Source organism: Paenibacillus sp. Soil724D2 (genome assembly GCF_001427935.1).
In the GTDB taxonomy this organism is placed as follows: domain Bacteria; phylum Bacillota; class Bacilli; order Paenibacillales; family NBRC-103111; genus Paenibacillus_E.
In genome coordinates, this window is record NZ_LMRY01000056.1 from 470,016 (window position 1) to 481,793 (window position 11,778).

The following is an 11,778-nucleotide window of genomic DNA, read 5'->3' on the forward strand; positions in this document are numbered from 1 at the left end:
TCATGGTAGAAATTTCAAAAAAAATCTTTCCAAGCGATTTCGGTAGTTTCACTGCGGTAGGCTTTGTACCATACATTGTCAATTGAATAAGTGCTTCCAGGTCCTGAAAGAATGGAATGCCTAACACCCTTTTCATCAATGAGGGTTATTGATGATCCGCCTGTGAAAGCAGGCACAGGCAGGATTTTTTTTGCGAAATTTAATGGATTCCATGGCTCCTTGATACTTGGCTTTCAATGACTTACCATCCGTTTCGTAGAACTTTCCATTGCATTTACTTAACAATGAATCAAAACAGTTCACTGAAATAGCTCAGTAATTTAAAGTGAGTCCACAAGCATTATTTATTCGTTTAGGTAAGATTGGTGTTATTTAAATTATGAGTTAGCGCAAAAAAGAGGCAATCTTTTTAGATTGTCTCTTTTTTTACACTTTAATTTTAGGCTCTGTTATTCTATATTGTTGATTCTCAACCAAAAGAAAGACCGCCTCATGATAAGGCGGTTAATTGAACTATCGTGCCCGTTAGCTCAACTCAACACCAAAATCCATCAATTGGTTGTTCCTTATATATGTAATTATTTTTTTGCACTCTTCCCTTACTCTTGCTGTTCCTATTTCATTCATAAACCAAGTATCTCTTCTTGTATCTTCGTCATTGACTGGACAAAATGTATAAGAAATTGAATCGGGCAGAAATGTCATCATGGTTAGATGGCAACGCCGCATATGATAAGCAGTTGTAACAATCAAAATTCTTTGAACATTAGCTAATCCCATACTGCTCTCCAATACTTCTGAAGAAAATAAAACATTTTCTTTTGTATACTTAGATAATGGTTCGATCAAGATATCCTCTTTAGGAATGCCTTGTTTTATTGCTTCTTCTCTCATCATTTTTGCCTCAACATCATTTTGACCATCCCATTGCATCCCACCTGAAAACAAGATTCTTGGAGCACGTTTTTGTTTGTATAGCTTAATTGCTTCAGGGACTCGATATATTAAAGATTTTTGGCTTCCAAACACAAAAATAACATCGCCTTTAGAACCATCATCCACCAGATTATTAAATAATATCGAGTCAATATGATTTTGAAGAAGGTTCTCAGGATCGAACTGCGAGATCAGCAATTTAATCCCTCCATTACTTTTTCCTTTTATTGTAACACAAACCTAGCACCTGAATCGCATTGCGTTATCCTGCCCTTAGCTTAACGTCACCCAGCCAAAAAGCATGCTACTGATCTTTGACAGAATCTCGGCGGTTTTACAATTTCCTTTCCAACAAATGACTGGATGTCCATGTTAGAAAACGTTGCTTATTAACCTAAAATCGTGGTTTTGCGTCATGTTTAGTCACATGGTACAAGCAAAACAACATATATAATATACGAGGCGTTATTTGTTTGAAGGAGGAAGGTAATTATGGCTTGGAAACCAAGAAAAGTCGCTATTGTCGGGATGGGATTAGTTGGTTCAAACTGTGCTTACGCCATAATCAATCAATCCGTTTGCGAAGAATTAATGCTTATTAATCGCACACCAGAATACGCATTGGCCCAAGCATTAGACCTGTCTCACTGCATGGACTTCACTCACTCGCGAACCCAAGTATTTGCGGGCAATTACGATCAATGTGGGGATGTGGACGTTGTGATTCTGACACCCGGGGCAAGCATGAACAAAGATCAAAATCGTCTTGATCTTATGGAATCTTCCATTCATATCATGAAGGATATCATTCAACCGATCATGCAAAGCGGGTTTAACGGAATCTTCCTTGTCGCCACAAATCCTGTAGACATCATTACATATACTGTATGGAAACTATCCAGTCTTCCACGAAATCGTGTGATCGGAACAGGCACCTCCATCGATTGTTCACGGCTGAAAAAGATCTTATCCGAAATCTTTCCAGTCGAACCGAAGAGCGTACAAGGGTATGTAATGGGCGAACATGGTGAATCCCAGTTCGTGGCTTGGTCACACGTAACTATTGGCGGTAAACCGTTGCATCAGATCATAAGCCAGCATCCGCATCGATTCGGTCTCGTCGATCTTGACCAATTGGAGCAACGGACCAAACTGGCGGGATGGGAAATATTCAACCTTAAAGGATCCACTTCTTTTGGTATCGGCAATGCATTGGCTTTCATCACTCGATCTTTATTAAACGACGATCACAAGATTATCGCCGTGTCCGCGATCTTAGATGGAGAATACGGTGAGAGAAACGTATGTGTTGGCGTTCCGGCCATCATATCTCGAGATGGCGTTAAGGAAGTAGTTGAGCTACATCTCGATAATATGGAACAAGAGAAATTTCGTTACTCCTGCAGCGTAATTCGTAAGCACCTTCTTCAAGCGTCTATGATCGGCAGTTTGTGATGCCCACAACGGAACAACAAGGGAATCCAATCCAACCCCAAGTCCAAAACTTCGAATCCGGTGTCAACACATACACCGACTGCATACAGTGATTTCTTCTGGAGTTGGATTCCATGCATGTTGTGCATCACTAAACATTTTCCGCCTCCCCTTCGCTTTCATTAAACTCTCGTATCCCGTTAACTCTTTTAACAGAAGGATTGCTTAATAGAGGAATGTAGTCCTCCATTTTCATATTCATTGGGAACCAATGTATGAATTCAGTTAATGCTGGTGCCTGCCCCAAACTACTGATATTTTTCAGGCCTTTCATGCTTTCCAGAAGAATTTTTCTCAACCTAGGTAAGCCGCTCAATACGGGTAGTACCTCTACATTGGTAAGCGATTGAATGAAAAGGTATTGCAGACCAGTTAGGGTGGAAATGAATTTCTTTCTCGTTTGTAACCCGTGGTTTAAATTAATTTTTTAGTCAGAATGATTTCCATCGGCTCATTTTCGAGTAATAAACATCCAGCATCCCTATATCCTAAATTTCTGTAGAAGTGCTGTGCCTCTTCATTAGCCTGAGTAGACGTCATAACCAATTTAAAGCCATTTTGTTTCATTTCATCTTCCCATAATAGGACAACTTGCTTGCCTACACCCTTGCCTCGATATAGTTCGTCAACCCAAATCATATTCATGAAGGGTGTGTTATCCCAGAAATATCCGTACCTCATCCATCCAATATTACTTTCATCTTGGTTCCGTAGTATGTATATTTCTTTTTTCTTTATTTTTGGCAATATTAAGTTCTCTAAAATATGATGGTCACGTTCTCGTATGTATCCATAGTCTGAATCAGTTGCAACAACTATCTTCATCTTTCCTCCCCTTGATGCCAGTAATGGATCCATCACGATTAACTGAGAACCTCGACAGTAAATCCACCGGGGGCTTTGACATAGAAAGTCCAAGCATGTGACCTTTGTGGTGGCTCCACCTTAAACCCATCATCCTTCAAGCGTTGATTGATCTCGTTAACCCGATCCTCGCTCTCCTGAATGAAGCCGATATGAAAGGTGTTGGGATAGCTGACTTGATCACCTTTCATCAAGGTAAGCACTAACCCGCTGTCGTCAAATAGTACAGCGAATGAATTACCACGCGTATTCCGGATTTGTAATTCGAAATATTTCTCCAAGAACTCACTAGCCGCTTTAACGTCGTTGACCGTGAGATTGAGATGATTTAGTTTCATAAACTACACTTCCTCTTCTTAGTGATTTATTCCATAAAGATTATTGTCTTTTACATAGCTAAAAATTTGATTTTAATATCCATATTTTAACACAATGTTATGCTAATCTGTTTAATGAAGAAAGAGGAGCTACATCTCACAGCAAGCTCCTCTACTATCTTATCCGTTAGTAATTAATCTCTTCTGCCCGTTCAATGACGGACTAAGAGATCTTCATCATTTTACTTAAAAAATAGCTCCTTCGGGAATGAGATAATGTTCTTGTCACCTGACAACTTATGACGGTTCCGTAATACTCATGGAGAAGATCATTGGAGATAACAAAGAAGTAATGATAGCGACCACAATGACAGCATCTTGAATTTCCTTGTTAATGACTCCCAATCTCATGCCGATCGATGCCGCAACAACGATTAGTGTCATACGTGACGAGAGCAAAAATCCACCTGCCAGAGCTCTCCTCATGCCTAGAATCGGTCCGAGACACATCATCGGGAGAACTTTAACGATATAGGCTGTAGATAGAAGAAGGGGAACCCAACCTAACGCCTCAGGGGATCTCACAAACTCTGATATATTAAAACGGAATCCGACCATGACGAAGAAAATAGGAATAATCAAGCCGTAGCCTATTCCTTCTAACTGCTCCTTAAACGGATGATGATCATGAAGATGAAAACTCGCTAAAAGAAACCCCGCCAAAAAACTACCTAGAATAGCCTCTGACCCTGTCATATCAGTAATGATTCCATATAGGCCGAGAACAGCCAGTAGCCCCTGCAATCGGACCACGGAATTCTTGTGGAATTCCTTATGCCAAAATGAGGTTTTCCTCAGTCTGAATATGGCTTGATAGATAATTACGGATAAAGGCAGAAGCAAACCTACGGAAGCCTGACGCCACGTAAATCCAATATGGTAGGATCCTCCAATGATGGAGAGGATGATCATTGTGATGAGATCGGCGAGAATTGCGGACGTTAGAAGCAGTTGGCCATACTGGCTTTTGATGACTCTCGTTTCCTTGAGGACCGGCATCACAATCCCGAGTGAGGTTGTCAAAAGAATAAGCATAATCATCCAGGACTTTATTGAGGGTTCTATTTGGTGAATTCTTGTACCTAACAGAAAAGCCAACAAAGCGCTCCCCACAAAGACTAACAATCCGATAATAAGAGGGTTTTGACGGACATTCGCTCCTTTTTGATAACGAAGGAATTTAAAATCTATCTCCATACCTGACAAGAACATTAAATAATAAAGTCCAAACTCACTAAGACCGTCCAGCCATTTCATTTGCTCCTGATGAAACAACCCTCTACCGTAGTAGGAAAGTAGTATCCCTAAAATCAAATAGGCCAAGACCGAAGGAATCCGGATAACTTTCATTCTGCTAAGCAGCATTTGCACGACAAATATACTTAGATACAACCAAAAAAGAGGTATTAAAGCACCATGTCCCATAATAATCAGTCCCCCATCCCTTATTAGGGTATGCTAGTCCGATTCGTAATTATAACTATCTGCATCCACTTTTGATCTTATATTGCCTAGGATATTCGGACTCATTGTTCAGACCGTTGGCTTAACGCCCAGATGCACATCTATACAAAAATAATTAATTTGTAAACATGTTAAAAGGAGCTGCCTCGGCAGCTCCTTCATAGTTAGTATATAGTTATTTATTCAACTATTGTTTCCGTTAGCGGATAGAATTATATTACCGTTAAAATTTGATTTTTATGATGGTTGTCGTGATCGTTAAATTCGTGAATGATATAAAGTAAGGAATAGGGTGTGCCAGTGTGCGGGCAAGTTTCTACTCCGTTCACGGTAACATGTTTAGAAACAACGTCTCTATTGGCTAACAGTATTTCAACCAGTTGAAGACGGGTTAGCTTAAATTCATCGAGCAGGCGATCTTTAGAAATTCCCGATCTGGCATATTCATAAGCTATTTTGTTAAATGAATCGAAATCCGGAAATACCATTTCTTCACCATTTTTAATCGTTGGTATAATCGTCGAGATGAGATAAGTATCCCAATTTTTAAGATGCGAAATAATTTCTCCTATTGATGCTTTTCTTTCAGCGATAGGTTGTAACCAAATGCTCCCGTCTACATCATGTAAGGTATCCGTCCACTCTGTAAATTCTTTATACCGAAGAATCGTACTTTCACCCAAGCTAATCATATTGGAATCTCCATTTCATCTTGGAATAATAACCCATTTCTATGATACCGAATATACGTTCGTTTGTGAAGGTGTAATATTTAACTATACTGCCCTATACTTCAGCAAAATAGGGACCGTCAGACTGCTCGGCAGCTCCGTCCCTGTTTCCTCAATTAATTCACGTATAATCGCAGCTTTTAGGCTTAAATCCTTTTCTTCAATGTTTTCGATGTTTTATGAACCAATAGTAATTTATCCCCTTGGCATACTATAGCTCCAACGCTTTACGGACGGTAATGGGAAACAATCCCATATAATTCAATGTCATACTCGTTATTTGTAATAATAGTCTTATTTAATGATGTGGGTAGGTTAAGGTTATTCTGAAAAACAAAAAAACCGTTTCTTAGTAAATAGAATTGCCTATTTACGAAAGAAACGGTTTTTACATTTTTCTCAAGGAAGCGGCGACGTCCCCTGTCCAGCTTCTCCTTTTCGGGATCCGCCATCAGTTCTGAACTCCTCGATTGTCTCGGGTCCGCCTTCTTTTCGCCTTAATTATAGACTACTTAATAACGACGTATTCCAAGTTAACCAGCTTGGCGTAGGTCACGATTTGGTCTGTCGTCAGGTTCAAGGAAACGACCGTATGGTGGCCGCCACCATTCTCTATCCAGGCTCTCACACCATCCTGGAAGTTCGGCTTCACGCTCCAGAGTACACGAGCTACAGGAAGCTTCGGTGCCGGAACCGTCGGCTCGAAAGCGGAAACTTCGTTGATCAACAATTTATAATGAGTGCCGAAGTCCGCCATGGATACGACGACGCCTTCTCCGGCTTTACCGTCGAATACCAGACGCGCTGGATCTTCTTTACCGCCGATTCCAAGTGGGGAAACAATGATTTTGGGCTTGTTGCTTGCCAAGGATGGATCTACCTCGAGCATATGGGATTGCAGGATCGCTTCCTGACCAGCCGCCATCTCGTAAGTGTAATCCTCCATAAAGCCTGTATTTTGATTGTGGCTCATCACTTTCAGCAAGCGAGCAAGCGCGGCCGTCTTCCAGTCGCCCTCGCCAGCAAAGCCGTAGCCCTGTGCCATCAGACGTTGAACAGCAAGACCAGGAAGCTGTTTCATTCCATGTAAATCTTCGAAGTTCGTCGTAAAGGCATTATAACCTTTCTCATCCAAGAAACGTTTGATGGCAATTTCATAGCTCGCTTGGATTCTGACGCTCGCTTCCCAGGCTTCTTTACTGTTCGTGCCGTAATCGAATTCGTAGAGCTCCGCATACTGGCCCATCAGATCATCAATTTCTTGCTCTGTAACGGCATTCACGTATTGCACGAGGTCGCCGATGCCGAAGTAGTCCACGGTCCATCCGAATTGAATTTGGGCCTCGACCTTGTCCCCTTCTGTTACGCCAACGTTGCGCATGTTGTCGCCGAAACGGGCGACTTTGATGTTGAAGCTTTCGTTATAGGCAACCGCTACGTCCATCCAATCCGCAATCTGCTGCTGCACTTCCGGACGTTCCCAGTAGCCTACGACGATTTTATTTTGTTTCTTCAGACGGGCATTAATGAAGCCGTATTCGCGATCGCCGTGAGCGGCTTGGTTCAGGTTCATGAAGTCCATGTCAATCGTTGCCCAAGGAATGCTTTCATTGAACTGGGTTGCCAAGTGAAGCAGAGGCTTCGTCAGCAGTTTTGTACCGCGAATCCACATTTTTGCAGGCGAGAACGTATGCATCCATGTGATGACACCCGCCACTTCATCGCGATAGTTGACCTCTTTCATGATGCTTGTAATTTTATCCGCGCTTATTGCCAGGTCCTGCAAGACAAGCGGATAAGGGAGCACACCGCTATTATTCAAGGCATCCGTCATCGTCTGCGCGTGAGCTTTCACTTCAGCCAGCGCTTCTTCCCCGTACAGATGTTGCGAACCTACGACGAACCAAAATTGTTTAGCTGCTGTTTTTGACAACTTAATCATCCTCTTTTCTGTATTTAAGAATATGTAAGGCTATTACTTCTGCCCGTAGTAGGCATCTTTCCCGTGTTTCCGAAGATAGTGTTTATCTAGAATGCCTTGAGGCAGTTCTTTTGCAAAATGATTCAATTGCCTTGCATACAAATTCATTTTGCAAACTTCCTCCAGCACGACACTGTTCACAACCGCCGACTTCACGTCTTTCCCCCAAGTAAACGGCGCATGTCCTTGGAGCAGGACGGCCGGGATTGCCATAACATCCAGTCCGAGCTTCTCGAACGTCTCGATGATGACGTGACCCGTCTCGGCTTCGTAGCCCCGGTCAACCTCCTCTTGGTTCAAGAAGCGCGCGCAAGGGACGGCGCCATAGAAGGTGTCCGCATGCGTCGTTCCCATGACGGGTACATCCAATCCCGCTTGCGCCCAGATGGTTGCCCAGGTCGAGTGGGTATGCACGATGCCGCCGATTTGCGGATAGTGTTTGTACAACACGGCGTGGGTCGCGGTATCGGAGGAAGGTCTCAGCTCTCCCTCGACCACATTACCGTCGAGATCCACGACTACCATGTCGCTCGCTTTCATCTTTTCATAGCTGACTCCGCTCGGTTTGATCACGAACAGACCGCTTTCCCGATCGATGGCGCTCGCATTACCCCAAGTAAATTTTACGAGTCCGTGCTTCGGCAAATCCAGATTCGCTTGATATACCTCTTCTTTCAGTTGTTCTAACAACTTTAGTCCCTCCCGTTCTCTAGCAGATGGTCTACTGCGGCCTGTTCGATGGTGAGCCCTGCTTGGTATCGTTTGATGAATGCTTGGAACCCTTTTACATCCGCTCTATCCGGAGCAATCTCCTGCCCTTCGACATCTTTAAAGACCTTCTGCTCGAGGAAGTTATCCAGGCTCTCTTCTTGATCCTTGTTGATCATATATGAAGCCAGAAGCGCCATGCCCCATGCCCCGCCTTCGCCGGCCGTGGACATGACCGAGATTGGTACGTTCAGCGCGCCCGCTAAGATTTTTTGTCCGACGACAGGAGTCTTGAATAGGCCGCCATGAGCCAAAATGCTGTCAATGGCCACTTTTTCATTTTCGGTCAAAATGTCCATTCCGAGCTTCAATGCTCCGAAAGCAGTAAATAAGTGCGTTCGCATGAAATTAGCCAGATTAAAGTTGCTTTCTGGCGAGCGAACGAACAACGGCCGGCCTTTGTCGATTCCCGTAATATTCTCGCCCGAGAGATAACCGTAGCTAAGCAAACCCCCGCCATCCGGGTCGGCTTCCAATGCCTTATTCAACAGCACGCTGAACAATTTGCCGGAATCTACGCCGTATCCCATAGCTTCGGAGAATTCACGGAACAATCCCATCCAAGCGTTGAGATCGCTGGAGCAGTTGTTGGCATGCACCATGCCGACCGGACTGCCGTTCGGCGTCGTGACCATATCGATCTCCGGATAAACCTTGGATAATTCTTTCTCCAATACAATCATCGCAAAAACGGAAGTGCCCACAGAAATGTTACCTGTACGCTTCCTGACGCTATTCGTCGCAACCATGCCTGTGCCGGCATCACCTTCCGGAGGACATAACGGAATACCCGGCTGCAGATCCCCGGCCGGGTCCAGAATGCCGGCTCCCGCCCCTGTTAGTTCGCCAACTTGCTCGCCGGAGAGATATACTTTAGGAAGAAGATCCTCAAGCTTCCACAGATAGCCTTTGGCTGCGATAAGTTCATCGAATTGCTTAACCATCGATGGATGGTAATTACGGCTTGCTTCATCAATAGGGAAGATGCCGGAAGCATCTCCGATGCCGATCGCTTTATTCCCGGTCAGCAGCCAGTGAATATATCCAGCCAGCGTCGTTATGAAATCAATGCGAGGCACATGTTCCTCTTGATTTAATATCGCTTGGAACAAATGAGCGATACTCCAGCGCTCGGGGATATTAAATTGGAACAAGTCCGTTAATTCCCTAGCTGCCGCGCCGGTTGTTGCGTTGCGCCAAGTCCGAAACGGCACCAGCAGCTCACCCGTACTGTCGAATGCCATATAACCGTGCATCATAGCGGAAAACCCGATCGAGCCCACGGTCCGAAGGGTTGCCCCGTAATTCCGTTCCACTTCCTGCTTCATTTCACGATAAGCGGTTTGGAGGCCTTTAATAATATCCTCCTGGTTGTACGTCCAATATCCGTCTTTCAACAAATTTTCCCACTCATAGCTTCCCGATGCGATGGTCTCGAAACGACGATCGATCAACACCGCTTTGATCCGCGTAGATCCGAATTCGATACCTAGCGAAGTTTCACCCTTGGTTATCGCTTCTTTCAAGTCTACATGATTCATAATCACGTATCTCCCCTCTCTATTCGTGGCTTAAACCCAAACGATTGCGAATCGTATAATAGCCTGATTCCGATCGAACCGGTCACTCGATGAGATAAACGGAAGATTCGATCGAAAGAAGGCGCTTTCTCTTACTGACAGTTTTAGTATATTTTCTGTACGTACATTTGTCAATATAGTCTAATAGTTATACTAACATAAGCTGCAATTCCACCCCTGTTCATCTCACCATAGTATCTTTCTAAGGATAAGAATCGAACTTGTACCATTGAGATCATAAACAAATATGACTTCATTTGCATTCCATGCGATTTATGTTAGAATGTGTACGTACAACTTATTGAACAACGATGAAAGAAGTGGATTTCATGAAGCCAAAGTACCAGATCATCATAGATGAGATTAAAAGTTATATCCTCTCGGGAACTTACAAAGCAGGCGAGAAAATCCCTTCGGAATTCGCTTTGCAGGAGGACTACAACGTTAGCCGGCAGACGGTTAGAAAGGCTATTCTGGAGTTATCGAACGAGGGTTTCCTAAGAAGCGAGAAAGGATCCGGCACGTACGTTAGCACCCAATACCGGTCCAGAACGAGTGGGAAAACCATGAATAAAACGATTGGTGTCATCACGACCTATATCTCGGATTACATCTTTCCCTCCATTATCCGCGGCATTGAAAGCCGATTAAATGAAGATAACTATTCCTTGCTGTTAGCCAGTACAAATAACGATATCTCCCAAGAAAAAAAGGCGTTAGAAATGATGCTGTCCTACGGCGTAGATGGACTGATTATAGAACCTACCAGAAGCAATGTATACAACCCCAATATCGCTTACTACCTGTCTTTTAAGGAGCAGGAGGTTCCGTTCACGATGATCAATGCCTATTATGAAGAGTTGGAGGTTCCTTTCTTCTGTCTAGATGACGTGCAGTCCAGCTATCTAGCAACTCGGGAGCTGATTGCCAAAGGACATACCCAGATCGGCATCATCGCGAAAATGGATGATTTGCAAGGGAAGTATAGAATGAAGGGATTTATCAAGGCTCTTGGGGAAGCCAAATTACGGTTCCAGCAAGAGCATGTACTTTCTTTCGATACGGCGACGAAGTCGGACCTGTCCGCTAACTTGGAAGTGTATCTGAACGACAATCGGGATGACTTAACTGCGCTTGTTTGTTACAACGACGAGGTAGGCTTGGAAGTCGTACATGTCTGCAGAAAACTGGGTATCTCCATTCCAGACGAGCTATCCATCATTGGCCAGGACAATTCATATATCGCCAAAAACGCGAATATCAAACTAACGACGCTGACCCACCCCCAAGAACAAATGGGACGCGACGCAGCGGACTGGGTCATTAAGAATTTACAAGGCAAAAAAGACTTGCCCACCAACACCTACTACCAGCCCGTATTCATTGAGGGCGAAACCGTAAAAGCGATCGAAGTGGAATAGTCATGGACTGTGTTATTACTTATGGTACGGTTCTCCTCGATTGATCTTCAACAAAACTGCCCGTCCCTCGGTTTTAAGGGTTTATCTCACATATACTCACTCATTCGCAGGATTTTGACACCTTGGTTTGCAGATGTTGTTCAGGAGAGCGCTCATCAGATG

General features: G+C 43.8%; 12 protein-coding genes. 2 read left to right on the forward strand and 10 right to left on the reverse strand.

Going from position 1 to position 11,778, the window contains the following annotated elements; genetic code table 11:
• Positions 1–525 precede the first annotated feature (525 nt).
• Positions 526–1,134, reverse strand: coding sequence for a YdcF family protein (locus tag ASG85_RS32235; RefSeq protein WP_060648945.1), 609 nt, complete (start codon positions 1,132–1,134; stop codon positions 526–528).
• Positions 1,135–1,428: 294 nt separating this feature from the next.
• Here ASG85_RS32235 and ASG85_RS32240 point away from each other — a divergent pair, with 294 nt between their 5' ends.
• Positions 1,429–2,391 (forward strand): L-lactate dehydrogenase, encoded by a 963-nt coding sequence (locus ASG85_RS32240; RefSeq protein ID WP_060648946.1) that lies wholly within the window; start codon positions 1,429–1,431, stop codon positions 2,389–2,391.
• Positions 2,392–2,521: 130 nt separating this feature from the next.
• Here ASG85_RS32240 and ASG85_RS32245 read toward each other — a convergent pair whose 3' ends face one another.
• The 9 genes from ASG85_RS32245 to ASG85_RS32285 all read right to left on the reverse strand — a co-directional run bounded on the left by ASG85_RS32245 (position 2,522) and on the right by ASG85_RS32285 (position 10,156).
• Positions 2,522–2,746 (reverse strand): hypothetical protein, encoded by a 225-nt coding sequence (locus tag ASG85_RS32245; RefSeq protein ID WP_057306815.1) that lies wholly within the window; start codon positions 2,744–2,746, stop codon positions 2,522–2,524.
• Between the two features lie 98 nt (positions 2,747–2,844).
• A complete protein-coding gene (locus ASG85_RS32250; RefSeq protein ID WP_057306816.1) occupies positions 2,845–3,255 on the reverse strand; it encodes a GNAT family N-acetyltransferase in 411 nt (136 codons plus the stop codon).
• 38 nt (positions 3,256–3,293) lie between these two features.
• Positions 3,294–3,632 carry a VOC family protein gene (locus ASG85_RS32255; protein ID WP_060648947.1) on the reverse strand — a complete coding sequence of 113 codons (339 nt, stop codon included), beginning with the start codon at positions 3,630–3,632 and terminating at the stop codon, positions 3,294–3,296.
• 276 nt (positions 3,633–3,908) lie between these two features.
• Positions 3,909–5,096, reverse strand: a complete 1,188-nt coding sequence (locus ASG85_RS32260; RefSeq protein WP_060648948.1) for a cation:proton antiporter — start codon at positions 5,094–5,096, stop codon at positions 3,909–3,911.
• A 251-nt stretch (positions 5,097–5,347) separates the two neighbouring features.
• Positions 5,348–5,827 carry a hypothetical protein gene (locus ASG85_RS32265; protein ID WP_082588319.1) on the reverse strand — a complete coding sequence of 160 codons (480 nt, stop codon included), beginning with the start codon at positions 5,825–5,827 and terminating at the stop codon, positions 5,348–5,350.
• A 266-nt stretch (positions 5,828–6,093) separates the two neighbouring features.
• Complete coding sequence (locus ASG85_RS32270; RefSeq protein WP_060648949.1) at positions 6,094–6,318, reverse strand: hypothetical protein; 225 nt, start codon at positions 6,316–6,318, stop codon at positions 6,094–6,096.
• Between the two features lie 56 nt (positions 6,319–6,374).
• Entirely contained in the window at positions 6,375–7,799 is a 1,425-nt protein-coding gene (gene araA / locus ASG85_RS32275; protein WP_235549439.1) for an L-arabinose isomerase, read from the reverse strand.
• Between the two features lie 42 nt (positions 7,800–7,841).
• Complete coding sequence (locus tag ASG85_RS32280) at positions 7,842–8,537, reverse strand: L-ribulose-5-phosphate 4-epimerase (RefSeq protein ID WP_057306820.1); 696 nt, start codon at positions 8,535–8,537, stop codon at positions 7,842–7,844.
• A gap of 2 nt (positions 8,538–8,539) precedes the next feature.
• The gene (locus ASG85_RS32285) at positions 8,540–10,156 is read right to left on the reverse strand and encodes a xylulokinase (protein WP_060648950.1); all 1,617 of its coding nucleotides are present in this window, start codon (positions 10,154–10,156) and stop codon (positions 8,540–8,542) included.
• Between the two features lie 368 nt (positions 10,157–10,524).
• Here ASG85_RS32285 and ASG85_RS32290 point away from each other — a divergent pair, with 368 nt between their 5' ends.
• Entirely contained in the window at positions 10,525–11,616 is a 1,092-nt protein-coding gene (locus tag ASG85_RS32290) for a GntR family transcriptional regulator (RefSeq protein ID WP_057306822.1), read from the forward strand.
• Positions 11,617–11,778: the final 162 nt, after the last annotated feature.

What these genes read in the sequence shown, in the direction of transcription:
- ASG85_RS32285 (WP_060648950.1), bottom strand. Translation starts at nt 10,156, where the DNA reads ATGAATCATGTAGACTTGAAAGAAGCGATAACCAAGGGTGAAACTTCG.
- ASG85_RS32290 (WP_057306822.1), top strand. Translation starts at nt 10,525, where the DNA reads ATGAAGCCAAAGTACCAGATCATCATAGATGAGATTAAAAGTTATATC.
- ASG85_RS32255 (WP_060648947.1), bottom strand. Translation starts at nt 3,632, where the DNA reads ATGAAACTAAATCATCTCAATCTCACGGTCAACGACGTTAAAGCGGCT.
- ASG85_RS32270 (WP_060648949.1), bottom strand. Translation starts at nt 6,318, where the DNA reads ATGGCGGATCCCGAAAAGGAGAAGCTGGACAGGGGACGTCGCCGCTTC.
- ASG85_RS32260 (WP_060648948.1), bottom strand. Translation starts at nt 5,096, where the DNA reads ATGGGACATGGTGCTTTAATACCTCTTTTTTGGTTGTATCTAAGTATA.
- ASG85_RS32240 (WP_060648946.1), top strand. Translation starts at nt 1,429, where the DNA reads ATGGCTTGGAAACCAAGAAAAGTCGCTATTGTCGGGATGGGATTAGTT.
- ASG85_RS32265 (WP_082588319.1), bottom strand. Translation starts at nt 5,827, where the DNA reads ATGATTAGCTTGGGTGAAAGTACGATTCTTCGGTATAAAGAATTTACA.
- ASG85_RS32250 (WP_057306816.1), bottom strand. Translation starts at nt 3,255, where the DNA reads ATGAAGATAGTTGTTGCAACTGATTCAGACTATGGATACATACGAGAA.